This is a genomic window from Bacillus cereus group sp. MYBK195-1 (genome assembly GCF_051916605.1).
Classification (GTDB): domain Bacteria; phylum Bacillota; class Bacilli; order Bacillales; family Bacillaceae_G; genus Bacillus_A; species Bacillus_A cereus.
Map to the genome: position 1 here is coordinate 1,050,592 of NZ_JBQAGZ010000002.1, position 19,900 is coordinate 1,070,491.

Genomic DNA, 19,900 nt, shown 5'->3' on the forward strand with positions numbered 1-19,900 from the left:
CAACTGCCTGTAAATGCACGATTGATGAGGGCTGATAATCATTGGAGATGAACAACCTCTCCAATGATTAAAGTTTCACTTTATGATAAACTCGGATTAAGGTGAGTTTTGCAAGAAAAATGTAGGTATTTCATTTGAAATGTCGAATAGTACATACGATGTCGTAATAACAAATTTTCTATTGTTTACTGTGAAACAGAAGAAGGAGAGATAGTAATGAAACGAGCTCTTATTAATATTGATTATACATATGATTTTGTAGCGGAAAAAGGTGCTTTAACTTGCGGAAAACCAGGACAAGAAATTGAGAATGAAATTGTACATATAACGAAGCAATATATTGAAAATGGGGATTACGTAGTGTTTGCAATTGATAAACATGAAGAAAATGATGAATATCATCCCGAAGCGAAATTATTTCCTCCTCATAATATAGCAGGTACAAATGGTAGAGACTTATTCGGTGAGTTACAAGAAGTATACGAAACATATAAAAATGCTGAGAATGTATATTATATGGATAAAACGCGATACAGTGCGTTTGCTGGAACGGATTTAGAGATGAAGCTAAGAGAAAGAGGAATAGCAGAAGTTCATCTTGTAGGTGTTTGTACTGATATTTGTGTTCTTCATACAGCAGTAGATGCTTATAATAAAGGGTTTAAAATTGTTGTTTATGAAAAGGCGGTTGCATCTTTTAATGCGCAAGGACATGAATTTGCACTTGGACATTTTAAGTCATGCTTACATGCAGAAGTGAAGTGAAAAAAGAGGCCTTTAAAAAAGGTCTCTTTTATTTGTCCTTGTTCATTGAAAACAGCTACCGCAACGCCTAATAAATTGAGTGGTCTTGATCCGACAACTTTTCTAAGTTCTTCAATATATCCCATTGTATGTAACCTCCGTAAGAAAAAATAAGAGCAAATAAACTATTCGTTATTATGTAAATATATTCCTCTTTATAAGGGGAGAGAAGACATATAACTTATTTGTGTTATTTGGTAAAATATACATCAAAAAAGGTCAAACAAAACCTTTGATCTTTTTTGACCAAATGTTATAATAAAGGCAGAAAGAGATAATCTTTCATTCATAAATAATAAGGAGGAAAAAATATGCGTAATTTATTTCCAGAGATAACAAAACGTCAAAATGGTATTTTTGATTTTGGGCCTTCTTTATTAGAAGGGATGACAGATGCTTTCTTTAAGCCACTAAACATGGATACTTTTAAAGTAGATGTTCATGAGCAATCTGATAAATATACTGTGAAAGCAGATTTACCAGGTTTTCAAAAAGAAAATATTCAAGTTGATTTTGAACAAGATGTATTAACGATTCAAGCAACTAACCATAATGAAGTAGAAGAAAAAAATGAGAATGGCACATATATTCGTAAAGAACGTTCTATAGGTTCTGTAACTCGACGCTTTAGTTTTAAACAAGTTGAGGAAGAAAATGTTAGAGCAAATTATAAAGATAGCGTACTGACAATAGAATTACCAAAATTGAAAGAAGAAAAGAGCAGTAAGACAACAATTAATATCGAATAAAAGAGCTGATAAATTCAGCTCTTTTTTACGTAGTTAATGAATAAATTAGTTGAAATCGTAATGACATGAATAAAGTTTTAACGTTTAAAAAATTTCACGATTTGCTCCCTTTAGATTATTAAAAAGGGTATATTTAAAGGGACAGGAAAAAGAACAGCTAGACATACTGTTTAAAGTGAATTAGTAATAGAGTCAAAATACATAGTAAGGGTAGTGGCATTTTAGATTAGGATAATAGATTTTTCTGGAACAAACTTAGGCGATTATGAATTTTTTAATTAGTAAGGAAGTGGTTAGATGAGTTTATTAACGTATACGGAAGAATTTTTTAATTATGTAAGAGAGTTTTTACTTTTAAGATTTTTACTATTTGCTTTCGTTCTAATCATTATTTCATTTGTAATAAACCGCATTATTGATTGGTTTTTTAGGAAATCAAGCTTTTTTGATGAAGAGGTAGAGCAGACGATTCAAAGTGTAATTCGATCTATTTTTAGATATATCATTATCATCAGTCTTATCATATATTTAATTAGCCAATTTATAGATATAAAAAGTATTATTGCAGGTGCAGGGATAGCTGGAGTTGTCATCGGTTTTGCTGCACAACAGATGCTAAAAGATGTTATATTAGGCTTTGCAAGATTAGCGGACAAAGAGTTTCGGGTTGGTGATTTTGTAACTTTTAACGGAACAAATTCAGGAACTATTGAAGAGATTAGTATTCGTTTTATGCAAATTCGTGAATGGTCAGGAAAACTACTTACCATCCCGCACGGAGAGATTAGAACGATACAAAATTTTAATAAAGGATGGATGCGTGTAATTGAACGCATCACGGTAAGTTATCAGGAAGATCCAACAAGAGTGAAGGAATTGTTAGAAGAAGTATGTGTTATATGCAATGAAAAATTGAATCAAACTCTTTATAGAGTAGAGGATGAGGCTGTTGAACCATTTAAATACGTTGGTGTTACAGACTTAAATCCTAACTTGAAATATGTTGGCTATGAATTTTGTATTACAGGTTTAATAAAGCCAGAAGATTATTTTGAAACTTCTAGACAAGTAAGATTTGAATTAATGTCTATGTTCCATAAAAATCAAGTGCAAATGCCAGCAGCGAATATGGTTGTTACTACTGAAGGTTTACAGCATATCCATGGTGGACAATCTTTATCGGACAGCTAAAGTAGAATCGTTTGTTAACAAAAATTCTGCTTCCAAAATTGGATAGAATAACAATAATAAAATGATTGATATAAAGAAAGGGCTGAAGGAATTCGGTTCTTTTTTTATTTATAGAATTTAGAAATTTCTTAATGTTATAATTGTAGTTGGTGATGAGAATGAACTTTGAAGAAAAAGAGATGCGTCGTTTAGAAGCATTAAAAGAAATTGCTGAATTATTAAATGAAGCAACAAACTTACAGGATATGTTAGAAAAAGTGTTGCATACATTGTTACAAGTAATGAATTTACAAACAGGGTGGATATTCTTTATTGATGAAAGTGGAAAGCATAGCATGCTTGTAGACGAAAATTTACCAGAAGCTCTTACGTGGCAAGAGAAGAAGCCGATGTGTGAAGGAAACTGTTGGTGTGTAGAACGTTTTGTAAATGGGAGATTGGAAAAAGCGACTAATATTATTGAATGTAAGCGAATAGAAGATGCAATTGAATGTAATTGGGGAGAGACAGAAGATGTTACACATCATGCGACAATTCCGCTTAGGTCTGGATCAGAAAAATTTGGTCTACTAAATGTGTCTGCACCTCATAAGACTCATTTTTCAGAGGAAGAGTTAGCATTATTAGAATCAATTGCATTTCAAATTGGAACGACAATACAACGTATTCAGTTAGTTGAGAAAGAACGTAAATATGTAGTGGTAGCGGAAAGAAATCGACTTGCACGTGATTTACATGATTCAGTAAAACAATTGTTATTTTCTATTATGCTAACAGCGAAAGGTACTCTGAATATGACGCAAGATAGAGAATTGCAAGAGATGTTAAGTTATATTGGAGAATTATCACAAGAAGCATTACAAGAGATGACTCTATTAATTTGGCAATTAAGACCTGAAGGATTAGAGAAAGGGTTAGCAGAAGCAATTCAAAATTACGGGAAGTTATTAGGAGTTCAAGTGGAAGTTCGAATTGATGGGATGGTTTCAATTGGGGATGAAATAGAAGAAGTTTTATGGCGTATTAGCCAAGAGGCGCTACATAATTGTAAAAAGCATGCTTCGTGTGAAAAGGTACATATTCTTTTGAAAATAGAAAATAACCAGTTACATTTTTACATAGAAGATAATGGAATAGGATTTATACAAGAACAAGTAAGGGAATCAGCACTTGGTCTGAAAAGTATGAAGGAACGTATTCAGTTAATGAAGGGATCGTTTCAAATTATAACGGAGCTGAAAAAGGGTACAAAAATAGAAATTCAATTGCCGATTTGAAGGGGAGAATAAGATTGAAGATTAAATTGCTACTAGTTGAGGATCATCATATCGTTCGAAGAGGACTTGTATTCTTTTTGAAAACGAGAGAAGAATTTGAAATTATTGGGGAAGCGGAAAATGGCGAAGAGGCATTACATTTCGTGCAAAAAGAAAGACCGGATGTCGTACTAATGGATGTATCGATGCCGAAAATGGATGGAATTGAGGCAACAAAACGTCTAAAGCAATACGATGAGACGATAAAGGTACTTATATTAAGTAGTTTTTCAGAGCAAGATTATGTTATACCAGCACTTGAAGCTGGAGCAGATGGTTATCAATTAAAAGAAGTACAACCTGAGCAACTTGTCGCTTCTATTATTGCAGTACAGCAAGGAAATGCGAATTTTCACCCGAAAGTAACACCTGCATTAATGGGGCGTTCCGCAGTAAAGAAGGAAATAGAAAATCCTTTTTCAATGTTAACGAAAAGAGAACAAGAGGTACTTCGCGAAATTGCAAAAGGAAGAAGCAATAAGGAGATTGCAGCAGAACTTCATATTACAGAACAAACTGTGAAAACACACGTTTCAAACGTTTTAGCTAAATTGGAAGTGGATGATCGTACGCAAGCCGCATTATACGCAGTGAAACATGGGGAGAATTACTCATAAGTATGAATAATTCTGTTATATCGTATGACAGAATACATAGGAGCAATTAAAAATTATAGTAATCCCTAATATAGGTTTTTCTTCTTTCGATAATTAGGTACAATAAAGTGAAACTCTAATCAGTGGAGGACCATCCCCACTGATGATTAGTTTAACTAATCGGTTTTTACAGGATAAAGCTACGATGGAAGGGGAGGATATGCTATGCCTGGTACAAGAAGTGGGATTGGAAAGATTCAGGCTTCGTTAAATGGTTTATCACCGAAATTGCGAAGTATTGCCGAACATATTTTGAAACATCCACAAGATGTTGTACATAAATCTATTACAGAATTAGCTGAAGTTACGAATAGTTCCGAAGCTACGATATTCCGCTTATGTAAAAACCTTGGTTTGCAAGGTTTTCAAGATTTAAAGATTACATTAGCTCGTGAAATTGTACATACACCGATGCAAAATATCCATGAAGAGGTATCAGCAGAAGATAGTATGGTAACTGTTGCTAAAAAAGTTTTTCATTCGCATATTACAGGACTGCAAGATACTTTACATTTGCTTAATGAAACGGCACTTGAGCAGGCTGTACGGGCCTTACAAGAAGCAAGTCGAATTGAGTTTTATGGAAATGGTGGCTCTGGTATTATTGCAATGGATGCGTATCATAAGTTTATGAGAACGGGTATTTCTTGTATCGCTCATACTGATTCGCATTTTCAAATTATGGGAGCAGGTTTACTCTCGGAAAATTCAGTTGTTATTGGTATTTCTCATTCTGGTAGCAATAAAGGATTACTTGAAGCATTAGAAGTAGCGAAAGCAAGAGGGGCCAAAATTATTGCGATTACGAGCTATAAGAAATCAGCATTAAGTCAACTTGCTGATATAACGTTATATACATCAACACGTGAGACTGAATTCCGCACAGAAGCAAGTTCATCAAGATTAGCACAGTTAAGCTTATTAGATACTTTGTATGTAGGGTTGTCGTTGCAACGACAAGAGGAAACTCTAAAAAATTTACAAAGTATACGTGAAACGATTTCGATGAAGCGAATATAAAAAAAGCTCTTCAAATGAAGAGCTTTCAGACTGTAGACAAACTATTTTTGGAGAGTTCAAATGCTAAAAATAGTTTGTTTCTTATTTTAGGGATAATTTATCCAATGGAATTTATATGTAGTGCTTTCTATACTATAATTTACTATAAGTGAGGAAGGTGTCTTATGAAAATATCTGTTTATGTTGCAAGTGCATTTAGTAAGGATCATAAAGGCGGAAATAAAGCAGGAGTGGTATTTATTGAGAATACATTGACCACTACTCAAAAAATGGAAATAGCCAAACAACTGGGCTATGCGGAAACCGCATTTATATCAGAATCTGAAATTGCTGATTATAAATTTGAGTATTTTACACCAAAAGAAGAAGTTGATTTATGTGGTCATGCCACAATTGGCTCTTTCGCGATACTGATGCATTTAAATAAACTTTTCAGGAATCGCTATACGATTGAAACGAACAGCGGTGTTCTTACTATTACTATAAAAGATGACATCATATTCATGGAACAAAATAAACCGATATTCTATGATGTTGTATCTCCAAACGAGTTCATCGACTGTTTTGATAGTAAAGATATAGAAAATAAATACCCAATTCAAATTGTCTCCACGGGCTTAAAAGATATTTTAATTCCTATAAAAAGTGAAACACAATTACATGCACTGCAACCTAATTTTGAAAAAATTAAAGAAATCAGCAAGTATTATAATGTTGTCGGGATGCATCTATATACTTTTAATGACAATCGAATTATATGCAGAAATTTTGCTCCGCTATACGACATCAATGAAGAAGCAGCGACTGGAACTTCAAACGGTGCATTAGCTTGCTACCTTTATGAACAGCACTACTTGCAAAAAGAAGTCTATGTATTTGAACAAGGCTATTCTTTACACTCGCCTTCTGAAATATTAGTTAAATTAGCAACCAATAGCAAAAATAAAATAGAAAAAGTTTATGTTGGTGGCAAAGGATATTACTGTGAAACTAAGTGTTTACATGTAGAAAATATTGAGTGAAGAGCTTTTTTATCGGTAAGAAGTTTGTTAATTTATTTTCTTTTAGAAATATGTGACTTACTTATAGTCAATGATAAACTCTCATTTTTAAAAATTTAAAATAAAGACCGATTTGTGTAATGATTCAAATATTGTTCATAATTTCACAAGTTGTTTATGAAGTGTCATGTTATGATGAAGATGTAATGATGATTGAACACTTAAATTTGGTACAATAACTAGCCAAAGTAGTGAAGAAAGTAGTTGTGAGATAAACTCATTAAAATGCTAAAACACTAAAGGGGAGATCACATATGAAAGCAGTAGTGGTTAATAAAAACAGCAAAGCAAACATCGAAGTGATTGAAAAAGAATTACGTCCGTTACACTCAGGTGAAGCGTTAGTAGATGTAGAATATTGTGGAGTTTGCCACACTGATTTACACGTTGCGAATCATGATTTTGGTAACACTGATGGCCGTATTCTTGGTCATGAGGGTGTAGGTATTGTTACGAAAATAGCTGATGATGTTACTTCAATAAAGATAGGTGACCGTGTAAGTATTGCATGGATGTTCCAATCTTGTGGACGTTGTGAATATTGCGTAACTGGTAGAGAAACATTTTGCCGTGAAGTTAAAAACGCTGGTTATTCAGTGGATGGTGGTATGGCTGAACAATGTATCGTTACAGCTGATTATGCGGTAAAAGTACCAGAAGGATTAGATCCTGCTCAAGCATCATCAATTACTTGTGCTGGTGTAACTACATATAAAGCTATTAAAGTATCAGATATTAAACCTAGTCAACCTATTGTAATCTATGGCTGCGGTGGATTAGGTAACTTAGCTATCCAATATGCTAAAAATGTATTTGGTGCAAAGGTAATCGCAGTAGACATTAATGATGACAAATTAGCCTTAGCAAAAGAAGTTGGTGCTGATATGACTATCAATCCAATTTCTCAAGGTCCTGCTGATAAAATTGTGCAAGAGGAGTTTGGTGGCGCTTATGCTGCGGTAGTAACAGCAGTCTCTAAAGTAGCCTTTAACTCAGCAGTTGATGCAGTACGTGCTTGCGGTAAAGTAGTTGCAGTAGGGCTACCAGTAGAAACAATGGACTTAAACATCCCACGACTTGTACTGGATGGAATTGAAGTAGTTGGTTCTCTAGTTGGTACTCGTAAAGATTTGGAAGAAGCGTTTATGTTCGGGGCAGAAGGAAAAGTAGTGCCGGTTGTTCAAACTTGTTCTCTAGATAAAGTACAAAATGTATTCGAAGAAATGGAACAAGGTAGAATTCAAGGGCGTATGGTAATTGATTTTAAAAAACATAATTGTGCTTGCAAATAATTCACTTTAAATATAAAAAGCATGAGTCTAGCAAAGGACATGTAAAAAAGTTAGACAGTATAAGAAGATGATCCCTGTATTTAATAGGGATCATCTTCTTTATTTTCTACTAATATCAATGCCAATTAATACTTGATTAATGAGAAATGATTAAAGGTTTACTTTATTTGCAAACGAAAAGGAATCTTTATGTTTAACAAATTTTTTATGATCTGGAACGTTTTGAATTGCTACAATTTGCGAATCTCTTGCTTTCAGTGCATCTTGAATCCCGATGGTCATAAGCTTAATAAATAGAATCGTAATAAAGAATGAAGCGAGAGTATAAAAAATAATCCACCATGAAAGATTCATTTCATTACGATTTAATCCAATAAGACCTGCCCAATCATTAGATAGAGAAACAGGTTTAAGCACTCCGTCATAGAGTTCACGCATTTGTATCCCGCCAATTACAATGTTAAGCAACGCTAAATGGATAACGAGTATGAGTGTTTGGACGATATGTTCCATAAATAATACAAATAAGCGGTCAAGTAATAAGACTCGTAAGTGTTTTTTAATAATATGAAAACGGCTAGCACCCAGTAATTGTGAACTTAAGATGTAATCTCGTTTCATAAATTCATCAACCTCTGAGGATATGTATAAAGAAAGTGTAGGCAGAGCGACGAAAATAAGTACGAGTACTTGATAAAACGTAAATGAAATATTTGGATCTACCCCATCAGCATTTGATGTGATTATAATATTAACGGGCGTGATGAGTATGAATGCGATAAATAGAGTTGGAATATAATAAAAAACTTCTGAGCATGACTGGAAAAATCTCTTGAGTTTTGGAGCAAATAAACTTAAGAGGATTCCTATACATGTTCCGCATAAAATTCGAAAGAAGCTAATTGCCACTGCTAATAAAATAGTGAATTTTGCTCCTTCTACAATTTGTAAGAAAACAGACTCTCCAAAACGATCAGATCCAAAAGGTGGAATTAACGATGGCGGAAAGGGGGCCTTTCCAAGTAATTCGTTATTGTCATTGTAAAGTAACTGAGGAGGTTTTGGGATGTTATCTTTAAAGAACCAACTATAAATAAAACTAGCTGAAATAAGTATGAATAGATAAGTAAAGCCGATTAAAAAGCGTTTTGATTTCCAAATAGATTTCATAATGATACTCCTTTCAATTGCTTTTTCCATCTATTCATCATGAATGAGACTATTTGGAAAATGGCATAAAACGGTAAAATAATCATAACAAGTATGATAAATGCAGCTGGAGGTGAAACAAACGCCTTATTAAATAAAAATTGAATAATGCCTTCCATATTAAAAACAAATTCTAAAATGAATAAATTAGAAAGTAAGAAAACAAAAATCGTTTTTAAATGGTGGAAGAAGTGGATAGATATATTTTTGAATAAATGAATGCATAGTATATAACTTGATGAAAGGCCTTTTCCATATGCAACCTCTACGTAATGTTTTCCTTGTTCTTCTTTTATGTATAACACAATCATCCGAAACATTTGTAATGTAGGTAAGACAGCTAATGATAAAATAGGGAGTAAATAAGCTCGATTTTCATTAAAAGAAATAATAGTGACAGGAGATTCCCCAAATTTCTGAAGTACCCATATGAAAAATATTTGCAAACAAATCATCATCATCATATCAGGGACAGCTTCTAATATGAACACAATTCGGTTTATCCATTTTTTTATATAATCTTTTGCTAAAAAATAAAAAAATGCCATGCTGGATGATAAAAAGAGAGCAAGAAAAAAGGCTGAAAATAATATAGTAAATGAATATAGGTAAGGTTCTAAAACAGTTGGAAATAATGGTGTTTTTTTGAAATGGCCAAACTTCGGGTCTGATCCTATAATCACTAATGATTCAGGGGAGAAGACCTGTTTTAACATGGTAACGATCTGATTAAAAAAATAAATTGGTTGAAAGGTAAATCCTTGTTGAGTGATAAATAAATAAGGTAAATTTAATAATAGTAAGAGTGATAAAAGAATTGATGAAAGCTTAATTGTGAATTGAGATATTTTATTTAACATTAAATCCCTCCGACATCTTTTTACAACATTATACAATAAATTCTGTATTATTATTTTATTTTTCTGAAAAATAAAAATACACTTCGGTTTTATAGTATGCAAGATATATTTACAAGATAAAAAAGTGATAGTAGGGGGCCACGCTCTATGTTTATCAAGATAAAAGACTAGTGAACTTAAAACAATAAATAAGAGCAAAATGCACAGAATTCTCATTCTGCGGTTAGTTACTTTTCTTGGTTTGATGGTGATGTTACGTGACCGCTAAAAATGAATATTGCTTTTCAACTCTTTCTTCAAGCAAATAAGTAGAACGTATGGAGGACTATGTATGTGTTGTTAATGAGAGGAAAGAGTGTATTGCGTAACGAATATAACGTAATTTTACCGCATGGAAAAGCTAAATGTAGTATATAAGTGAAATGGAATGAGGGGATTTATTTTTTGGTATGAAAAAAATTTTCTTTTTATAAATTGATAAATGAAAAAATATTTTATATACTAATTCATGTAAACGGTTTACTAAATCGTATTTTGCTAGAAATGAAGGGAAGATTCGCATGGAAACAAGGGGGAGAGTAATCGGGATTGATATCGGTACCACAAGTACAAAAACGGTTGTGTTCACAGAAAAAGGAAAAGTCATTGCATCACATGCAATCGATTACCCAATTATTCAACCGAATGTAGGATGGGCTGAGCAAGATCCTGATGTAATATGTGCCGCTGTATACAAAAGTGTAAGCGTTGCCATTGAAAAAGGTAATGTATTACCAGAAGATATTTCTTCAATCGGTATTAGTACAGCTATGCACGCATTAATTGCAGTAGATGAAAATGGTGCGCCATTAACGCGTTCTATCATTTGGGCAGATAATCGAAGTACGAAGCAATCAGAAAAATTATTACAACAAATGAATGGGCATGAAATTTATAGACGTACAGGTACACCGATTCATCCGATGTCACCACTTTCTAAATTGTTATGGATGAAAGAAGAGGAACCAGAGTTATATACAAGTGCCTATAAATTCATTTCCATTAAAGAGTATGTGATTTACCAATTATTTTCACGCTACGTAGTTGATTATTCGATTGCTTCTGCTACGGGGTTATTTAATTTAGAAACATTAAACTGGGATGAAGATGTTTTAACTATGTTACATATGTCACCAGAACAATTATCAACCCCTGTACCAACTACATATATTTTATCAGGTATGAAGCCAGAATTAGCACAGAAGATGGGGATAAGTGCAGAAACACCAATTGTCATCGGAGCAAGTGATGGGGTTCTTGCAAATGTAGGAGTTGGTGCGATATCACCGGGTGCGGCTGCAATTACGATTGGAACGAGTGGTGCGGTTCGAACAATCTCATCAAATATAAATACAGATGAGAAAGGGAGAACGTTTTGTTACGCATTAACAGATGAGCACTGGGTAATCGGTGGTCCAACGAATAACGGCGGAATATTACTGAGATGGTTACGTGATGAATTTGGTAGTCCAGAGCAAGAAGTAGCAAGAAAGCTCGGCATTGATCCTTATGATTTATTAATTAAATATGCAGAAAGCGTACCAGCTGGAGCGGATGGACTATTGTTCTTACCTTTCTTATCTGGAGAACGCGCACCTTACTGGAATGCAAATGCTCGTGGTACATTCTTTGGAATCAATCTTCAACATAAGCGAGAACATTTTATACGTGCAGTGATGGAAGGTGTTTGTATGAGTGTATATTCAGTAGCACTAGCAATCAGGGATTGTACAGGGCCACTTACTGAAATACGAGTTTCAGGAGGGTTTGCAAAATCTGCATTTTGGAGACAAATGTTGTCCGATATGATGGGAAAAGAATTGCTTGTTCCGGAAAGCCATGAAGCATCTGCGCTTGGGGCAGCGGCAGTTGCTTTATATGCTGTAGGAAAAATCGATTCTCTTGAAGAGGTAAAGGATTGGATTGATATTGTCCATCACCATGTACCAAATAAAGAAAATACGGCTATATATTTAGAAATGTTTTATATGTATGAACGACTTTACAATCGCTTGAAAGAAGAATTTGATTGTATAGCTGCTTTCCAACGTAAACAATAGGGGGATTGGGAGAAATGGTAGTTGGGATCGTACTAGCGGCAGTTGTCATACTACTTTTACTTATTACGGTAGTAAAATGGCATCCATTTGTCGCATTAATTTTAACAGCAATTGGTGTAGGATTAGCAATGGGAATGCCTTTAATTGGAACTTCACCAAAAGATCCAGGGATTATTGATTCTATTAAACTAGGGCTTGGTAATACGTTAGGGTTTTTAGCGATAGTTTTAGCACTAGGAACGATGCTTGGAAAAATGATGGCCGAATCTGGTGGTGCTGAACGTATCGCTAACACATTAATTAATCGTTTTGGGAAGAAACGAGTTCACTGGGCGATGATGTTCGTTGCATTTTTAGTCGGGATTCCGGTATTTTTCCAAGTTGGATTTGTACTATTAATTCCGTTAGTATTTACAATTGCGTTAGAAACTGGGGTATCACTTATTACAATTGGTATTCCGCTAGTAGCAGGACTGTCAGTCGTACACGGACTTGTTCCACCGCATCCAGCGGCAATGGCGGCAGTTGGTATTTTTAAAGCAGATGTAGGGAAGACAATTTTATATGCGTTAATTGTCGGACTTCCAACTGCAATTATTTCAGGTCCACTTTACGGGAAATGGATTGGTGCTCGTATACATAAGGAAGTACCATTAGATATAGCGGAGCAATTTGTTGAAAAAGATAATAAAAAAGAGCTTCCTAGCTTTTGGAATACATTGTTTACAATTTTACTTCCAGTATTTCTTATGCTTGGTGCATCAATAGCAGAAGTTGCATTAAATAAAACAAGTCAACTAGCACAAGTATTACACTTTATTGGAGATCCGATTGTGGCTTTATTAATTGCAACCATTTACTCTTTCTTTAGTCTTGGATATGCAAAAGGTTTCTCAAAAGATAAAGTGTTACAATTTACAAATGATTGCCTTGGACCTATTGCAAACATATTGTTAGTGATTGGTGCAGGCGGCGCATTTAATAAAGTATTATTAGATTCTGGAATTGGAACGACAATTGCAGATATGGCGAAAGAATCACATATTTCACCGATATTATTAGGGTGGGGAATTGCGGCACTTATTCGAATTGCAACTGGATCAGCTACTGTCTCTATGATGACAGCGGCTGGAATTGTTGCACCGATTGCAGCAAGTACACCAGGTGTAAATGTTGAACTACTAGCACTTGCAACTGGTGCAGGGTCATTAATTTTATCACATGTAAATGATTCAGGATTTTGGATGATTAAAGAGTATTTCGGAATGACTGTGAAAGAAACGTTATTAACATGGACTGCAATGGAGACTATATTATCTGTAGTAGCACTTGGGCTAATTTCGATATTAAATATATTTGTATAGAATAGGAGATTGATTAATATGAAACTAGGTTTAATTGGATTAGGAAAAATGGGATTCCCATTAGCTGAACACTTACATGAAGACAAGCATGAAGTAGTAGTATACGATGTAAATAAAGAGCTTGTTGAAAAGGCAGGAAAACTAGGAATTGCTGCACGTCATACATTAAAAGAAATGATTGCTGAACTAGAAGCTCCTCGTACAATTTGGGTAATGGTGCCTGCAGGAGAAGTTGTAGAGTCAGTACTAAAAGATGTATATCCGTTATTAGATGAAGGTGATATCGTTATTGAAGGCGGAAATTCATTCTATAAAGATACGTTACGCCGTGCTGAAGAAGCAAAAAGCTTCGGATTACATTATGTAGATATCGGTACATCAGGCGGTGTAGAAGGAGCTAGATACGGTGCTTGCTTAATGGTTGGTGGAGAAAAAGAAATTTACGACCAATTAGAACCTTTATTTAAAGATTTAGCAGTAGAAAATGGCTATTCTTATGCTGGCCGTGTTGGTAGTGGTCATTTCTTAAAAATGGTTCATAACGGTATTGAGTACGGCATGATGCAAGCAATCGCTGAAGGATTTGAAGTACTAGATAAGAGTGACTTTGATTTCAATTATGAAGATGTTGCAAAAGTATGGGCGAATGGATCAGTTATCCGTGGTTGGTTAATGGACTTAACTGAAAAAGCATTTGCAGAAGATCCCAAACTAGATGGCATTAAAGGTGTAATGAACTCTTCAGGAGAAGGAAAATGGACTGTTGAAACTGCACTTGAACTTCAAGCTGCAGCACCAGTAATCGCTATGTCATTATTTATGCGCTATCGTTCTCAGGAAGATGATACATTCCATGGAAAAGTAGTTTCAGCACTACGTAATCAGTTCGGTGGACATGAAGTTGTGAAAAAATAAGGATGTTTTTGAAAAGAAACTTGTGCATAAGCGCAAGTTTCTTTTTTATAGTTTAAGAAATTACTAATTTAAAAATACCAATCAATCATCGTTTTTTTGTCACAAATGACACTAACCTCCTCTTAGACTTTGAAATGTAAGGATTCCCGCATTATGTTTTTTGTATTGATTGTATCAAATATAAAGCGCTACATGAAATATGTCCCAACATAAAAGTAAGAATAAATAAAATGAAGTTTTCATAAATAGTAAAAGGGTGCTTATGTCATCAGTATAGCTAAGAAATGTTGTTACATATGAGAAGAGCGTGTTAATAAAATATGAGGTGGTTAAATGGGAAATGAGCAAGTGAAGTCTGTAAAGGAAGAAAAAAAGTTATGTCTTTGTATGATCGTCAAAAATGAGTCTAGAATTATGGAAAGATGTTTAAATGCAACAAAATCAATTGTAGACTTTGTTTCTATTTGTGATACTGGATCGACGGATAATACGCCTGAAATTATTGAAAATTGGTGTAAGGAAAATGAGATACCTGGGACGGTTCATCATGAGCCGTTTAAAAACTTTGGTTATAACAGAAGCTTAGCTGTTTCGTTAGCGCAAAAAACATACCCAGAAGCAGATTATTTATTAATATTAGATGCGGATATGATTTTAGAGGTTGATCCGAATTTCGATAAAACGAGCTTAACGGAAGATCATTATCTTACATTACAATATGATGTTCATATTAAATATTGGCTTACGCGTCTTTTAAAAGCTTCTTTACCATGGAAATCTGTCGGTGTTACTCATGAGTATTGGGATATAGATCGTTCAAAAGTTGGAGCGAATTACAATACGAGGGTAGCTCGGTTAGAGACTCTTGTCGTGAATGATCCCGGAGATGGCGGGAGCAAAGCTGATAAATTTGAAAGAGATGAGAGGTTGTTGTTACAAGGAATAAACGACCCAGAAACAACGCCAGATTTGCATATAAGATATTTATTTTATTTAGCTCAGACTTATTTTCATTTAAGTCAATTTGAGAATTCAATTAAATGGTATAAAAAACGAGTGGAAGCAGGAGGATGGGTTGAAGAGGTATTCTATTCGTTATTGCGAATAGGATTTTGTTATGAGCAGTTAGCAAATCGTTCAGCAAATAAACAAAATGAAGTGACAGATGCTGATGAAAAAGAAACTGTTAAAGGGCAAGAAGAGCAATATTTAGCGTTAGCTGTTTTTTATTTTCAAAAAGCGTGGGAATATAGACCAACCCGGGCTGAACCATTATACCAACTTGCAAGGTTGTATCGATTACGATCTCAAAACAATATTGCTTTGATGTATGCTCTGCAAGGGAAGGAAATTCCTTTTCCAAAGGATGATCTACTATTTGTAGATTATCATGTGTATGATTACTTATTTGACTATGAAATTTCTATTAGTGCTTTCTATATACCTCATAAGAAACATTTAGGGGCGGTGTCGCAAAAGTATTTGGAATCGATAAAAGAAAAGATTCCATTTCATATAGCAAATATAGTAGAGAATAATGCGAAATTTTATTAAATACATTTTCGATTAAAGGAGTAGTGGAGTAATCATGGAATTAATGCGATGGGCGATTGAACTAGGAGAATCGGTGCATGGAAATACGTATGAAGAATTGATGCCACTACTAGACTATTATTATGATCGTGATCATTTAAAAGCGTATTGTATCGCAAATCTTCTTTTAAACATGGATGTATTAGATGAGGACCGGGAAAGAATCGAATTAAGAAGATGCATCGCTGCTTATTATGCTGGATTATATAAAGTAGCAAGAAAACATGCAAATGAGTTGGTACTTAAACATCCAGATGTAGATTTATATAAAAATAATTTAAGATTAATGGAAGTTTATTTGAATAAAGAATATGATTATTGTCTTTTTATATGCCCAAAGACATACGGTAGTTTCATAGATGTTGCGCGAGCTTTAAAGTGGCGGTTGGAGCAGGAGGGAAATACAGTAATTATATCAGAAACAATACTGGAAAATGCAAAGAATACAGTTGTTTTTGGAGCACATACATACGCATATAACCCGAATCTTCTTCCGAAAGATGCAATTATTTATAATTTAGAACAGCTATACGAAGGAAGTCCATATGCGCATCCCCTTTATTTAATATTATTAAAAGATAGAGTGATTTGGGATTATAGTAAACAAAATATAGAATGGCTTCAACAAAAAGGGGTAGGAAAAGAAATAAAACATGTAGAAATGAACTATGCTCCAACTTTGGAAATAAAAAAAGATGCGTTTGAAGATGAGATTATTGAAGATATTGATATTCTGTTTATAGGTGCTCTTAATCCGAGGCGACAAGCTATTTTTGATCATCTAAAAGCGATTGCCCCGAATTTAAATATAGTTTTTAAAAATAATGCGTGGGGAATTGTTAGAAATGAATTGATTGCTAGAGCTAAAATTATATTAAATATTCATTTTTACTTATCAGGAATTCTTGAAACACCTCGCGTGTCTTATGCAGTCGCGAATAAGAAATTTATTATTTCCGAAAATAGTAATCCAGAAGATGAGGTAGAGTGGCCAGGAATTGTATTTACTCCGTACGAAAAAATAATTGAAAACGTAATGAAATATATAGAATTACCAGAAGAACGGAAAAGATTAGCGGAAAAAGCATATAATCATTTTGAAGCAAATGAAAGTTTAGGTACATTGAGCATGAGAGATGAATCAAAGTAATTGTACGAAACTCATACGAAAGTATGAGTTCTTTTTTGTTTATCATACTATTTTATGAAACAAGTTAACTCTTTATATTGTGTTTTGTATAGAAATTTCTGATAATATATAAGTTGAACTTGAAAACAAAGGGGAGAAATAATCATGAAACTAGTCGTTATTAACGGTACACCAAGAAAATTTGGTAGAACTCGCGTGGTGGCAAAATATATTGCGGATCAATTTGAAGGAGAATTATATGATTTAGCAATTGAGGAGTTACCTTTATACAATGGAGAAGAGTCGCAACGTGATTTAGAGGCAGTAAAAAAATTAAAAACGTTAGTGAAAGCTGCGGATGGGGTTGTATTATGTACACCAGAATATCATAATGCGATGAGCGGTGCGCTGAAAAACTCTTTAGATTACTTAAGTAGTAGTGAATTTATTCATAAACCAGTTGCGTTGTTAGCGGTTGCTGGTGGCGGTAAAGGTGGAATAAATGCATTAAACAGCATGCGAACGGTCGCTAGAGGTGTTTATGCAAATGCAATTCCAAAACAAGTTGTGCTTGATGGATTACATGTGCAAGATGGTGAACTTGGGGAAGATGCAAAACCATTAATTCATGATGTAGTTAAAGAATTGAAAGCATATATGAGCGTATATAAAGAGGTGAAAAAACAACTAGGAGTGGAATGATATGTCCTCACTTTATCATGATTCTCGCTTGTATTACATTCTAGGAGCCAATAGTCTATCTGCTATTGGTTCTGGAATTGTTATGATAACGATTCCTTGGCTGTTAATTAAAGAGAGTGGAGGAGAGACAACATTTGGTTATGTTTCTATCATTGCAACCCTCATTATGTTTTTATTAACACCATTCATTGGGCAAAGTATTGATCGTTTTTCAAGAAAATCTTTATTGCTATGTAACGAAGGAATCGGAATAGCCGTAATCGGAATAATGGTTATATGGGGATTTGCTGGGCAACCTTATCATTCTATTCACTATATTCTTATTTATATAGCCGGATCATTCTACTATTTATTATTTTATCCTACAATATTTGCGTTCAACCAAGAGATATTTCAAGCAGAACATTATAAAAGTTTAAGTGGAACGATGGAAATACAAGGACAGTTAACACAAGTTATTTCTGGAGCGGCCGCGAGCTTCTTAATTGAAATTGTATCTTTGAAGTGGATTTTGTTAGTAGACATGTTAACTTTTGTTGGAGCATTTTTTCTTTTCTTATGTATACCGTACGTAAAGAAAAAAGAAGTGAAAAGAAAAATAACATTTAAGAAGCAATTGTTTGAAGGAATTCACTTTATGAAAAAACGTCCTAAGCTCTTTTGGTTCTTACTGGCCACTTATATGCCGTTTATAGGTGTTATGATGGCAAATTATTTAATACCAGTTTATATTTCGGATATACTTAAAGCCAATGCCTCTGTATACGCAATAGAGGGAATGATGTACGGTGTCGGAGCGGTTGTTGCAGGAATCTGTATTCCACTCATAATGAAATATGTAAAAACAGAAGTTTCAATCGTTATGACGATGTTCATTTATGTAATTTCAATTACCGCAATGATTATTGAACCTTCCGTAATTTTCTTATATGGACTTGCAATTTTTCAAGCAGTTGGAAATGCGGGTACAAGAGTGGCGAGAAATGTATTGATGATGGAGGAAATTCCAAACGAAGTAATGGGACGTGTAGACAGCTTATTTCGCCTAATTGGTACTGGAATACGAATTGTATTATTAATGCTGTTTACAGCGGGTGTATCTAAAGCCGGAGTAATGCTTCCATTTTACGTATTAAGCTGCATATTGATCTTCTCATTAGGAATCGCTATTTATTATGTACTATCACAACGTAAAGTAGCGGCGAATGTTTCTAATAAATCAATCGTTTAAAAAAACACTTCTGCCGCCCTTTCTTTTTCTGTATAATAAAAAGAAAGGGAGTGCAAACTTATTTATGAACAAATGGATCTTTCTTATCATTTTATTATTACCGCCACTATACATCATTTATATGACGTTTAGAATGAACAAAGTTGCTCGTGAAAAGTTGAGCTATCACTCTCCGTACGTTCTTATACTGGGTGCAAAGTTATTTGGAGATAGACCGTCTTTATCTCTTCAAAATCGTTTGGATGTAGCGTTGGAGTATTTATTTTCCCATCCTGAAGCGAAAGTAATTGTTTCAGGTGGTCAAGGAGAAGATGAAGATATACCGGAAGCTCACAGCATGAGAAACTATTTAATGGTACACGGTATAGATGAGAGTCGTATTTTAATAGAAGATCAATCTACAAATACGTATGAAAACTTAAAGTTTAGTATGGATTTATATAATGTGAAACATGCGGTAGTTGTAAGTAATACGTATCATTTATATCGAACGAAAATAATTGCAAAGCGTTTAGGCATGAAGATGGAGGCACTAGCTGCTGAAACACCAATTCGTTCTAAGAGAAAAATGTATGTTCGCGAATATGCTGCTATTATGAAAACAATATTGTTCGACCGTTAGAGCTCAAATGTGAGCTCTTTTTTTATTTAAAAGCGTATCATTTGAAATGAATGCCATATTCCATCAAAATAAAGGAAACAACAGTAA

Annotated in this window: 18 protein-coding genes; 16 read left to right on the forward strand and 2 right to left on the reverse strand. The window is 34.1% G+C overall.

Translation table 11 applies throughout. The features are described 5' to 3' along the window. Positions 1–216 precede the first annotated feature (216 nt). The 8 genes from ACTFRY_RS15110 (at position 217) to adhP (ending at position 8,089) form a co-directional block, all read left to right on the forward strand. The gene (locus ACTFRY_RS15110; protein ID WP_016117736.1) at positions 217–765 is read left to right on the forward strand and encodes a cysteine hydrolase family protein; all 549 of its coding nucleotides are present in this window, start codon (positions 217–219) and stop codon (positions 763–765) included. A 350-nt stretch (positions 766–1,115) separates the two neighbouring features. Then, positions 1,116–1,553 (forward strand): Hsp20/alpha crystallin family protein, encoded by a 438-nt coding sequence (locus ACTFRY_RS15115; protein ID WP_098616746.1) that lies wholly within the window; start codon positions 1,116–1,118, stop codon positions 1,551–1,553. A gap of 297 nt (positions 1,554–1,850) precedes the next feature. Continuing rightward, entirely contained in the window at positions 1,851–2,744 is an 894-nt protein-coding gene (locus ACTFRY_RS15120; RefSeq protein WP_098616747.1) for a mechanosensitive ion channel family protein, read from the forward strand. A 179-nt stretch (positions 2,745–2,923) separates the two neighbouring features. Beyond that, entirely contained in the window at positions 2,924–4,021 is a 1,098-nt protein-coding gene (casK, locus tag ACTFRY_RS15125) for a two-component system sensor histidine kinase CasK (protein ID WP_176545905.1), read from the forward strand. Between the two features lie 14 nt (positions 4,022–4,035). Beyond that, positions 4,036–4,677 (forward strand): two-component system response regulator CasR, encoded by a 642-nt coding sequence (gene casR / locus ACTFRY_RS15130; RefSeq protein ID WP_000694631.1) that lies wholly within the window; start codon positions 4,036–4,038, stop codon positions 4,675–4,677. A 204-nt stretch (positions 4,678–4,881) separates the two neighbouring features. Next, positions 4,882–5,736, forward strand: coding sequence for a MurR/RpiR family transcriptional regulator (locus ACTFRY_RS15135; RefSeq protein ID WP_001119646.1), 855 nt, complete (start codon positions 4,882–4,884; stop codon positions 5,734–5,736). 164 nt (positions 5,737–5,900) lie between these two features. Then, the gene (locus ACTFRY_RS15140; protein WP_000704317.1) at positions 5,901–6,758 is read left to right on the forward strand and encodes a PhzF family phenazine biosynthesis protein; all 858 of its coding nucleotides are present in this window, start codon (positions 5,901–5,903) and stop codon (positions 6,756–6,758) included. A 293-nt stretch (positions 6,759–7,051) separates the two neighbouring features. After that, a complete protein-coding gene (adhP, locus tag ACTFRY_RS15145; protein WP_098616749.1) occupies positions 7,052–8,089 on the forward strand; it encodes an alcohol dehydrogenase AdhP in 1,038 nt (345 codons plus the stop codon). 150 nt (positions 8,090–8,239) lie between these two features. Here adhP and ACTFRY_RS15150 read toward each other — a convergent pair whose 3' ends face one another. Continuing rightward, a complete protein-coding gene (locus ACTFRY_RS15150) occupies positions 8,240–9,259 on the reverse strand; it encodes an ABC transporter permease (protein ID WP_000836568.1) in 1,020 nt (339 codons plus the stop codon). Continuing rightward, complete coding sequence (locus ACTFRY_RS15155) at positions 9,256–10,158, reverse strand: ABC transporter permease subunit (protein ID WP_000932681.1); 903 nt, start codon at positions 10,156–10,158, stop codon at positions 9,256–9,258. The genes ACTFRY_RS15150 and ACTFRY_RS15155 overlap by 4 nt, the downstream gene beginning before the upstream one ends. Positions 10,159–10,718: 560 nt before the next feature. Between ACTFRY_RS15155 and gntK the strand changes: the two genes are divergently transcribed. From gntK to ACTFRY_RS15195, 8 genes are all read left to right on the forward strand, one after another. Then, the gene (gntK, locus tag ACTFRY_RS15160) at positions 10,719–12,257 is read left to right on the forward strand and encodes a gluconokinase (RefSeq protein WP_000449999.1); all 1,539 of its coding nucleotides are present in this window, start codon (positions 10,719–10,721) and stop codon (positions 12,255–12,257) included. A gap of 14 nt (positions 12,258–12,271) precedes the next feature. Continuing rightward, positions 12,272–13,621 (forward strand): GntP family permease, encoded by a 1,350-nt coding sequence (locus tag ACTFRY_RS15165; RefSeq protein ID WP_000260208.1) that lies wholly within the window; start codon positions 12,272–12,274, stop codon positions 13,619–13,621. Between the two features lie 18 nt (positions 13,622–13,639). After that, positions 13,640–14,536, forward strand: a complete 897-nt coding sequence (gene gnd, locus ACTFRY_RS15170) for a phosphogluconate dehydrogenase (NAD(+)-dependent, decarboxylating) (protein WP_098616750.1) — start codon at positions 13,640–13,642, stop codon at positions 14,534–14,536. Positions 14,537–14,869: 333 nt separating this feature from the next. Further along, positions 14,870–16,090: a glycosyltransferase gene (locus tag ACTFRY_RS15175; protein WP_000526219.1), complete on the forward strand. Its 1,221-nt coding sequence runs from the start codon at positions 14,870–14,872 to the stop codon at positions 16,088–16,090. Between the two features lie 34 nt (positions 16,091–16,124). Further along, positions 16,125–17,279 (forward strand): hypothetical protein, encoded by a 1,155-nt coding sequence (locus ACTFRY_RS15180; protein WP_000422324.1) that lies wholly within the window; start codon positions 16,125–16,127, stop codon positions 17,277–17,279. A gap of 144 nt (positions 17,280–17,423) precedes the next feature. Then, positions 17,424–17,960 (forward strand): NADPH-dependent FMN reductase, encoded by a 537-nt coding sequence (locus tag ACTFRY_RS15185; protein WP_000780355.1) that lies wholly within the window; start codon positions 17,424–17,426, stop codon positions 17,958–17,960. 1 nt (position 17,961) lies between these two features. After that, entirely contained in the window at positions 17,962–19,191 is a 1,230-nt protein-coding gene (locus ACTFRY_RS15190; protein ID WP_000097171.1) for an MFS transporter, read from the forward strand. A 64-nt stretch (positions 19,192–19,255) separates the two neighbouring features. Further along, on the forward strand, positions 19,256–19,813 hold the full coding sequence (locus ACTFRY_RS15195) for a YdcF family protein (protein WP_001045713.1): 558 nt from the start codon (positions 19,256–19,258) through the stop codon (positions 19,811–19,813). Positions 19,814–19,900 lie beyond the last annotated feature (87 nt).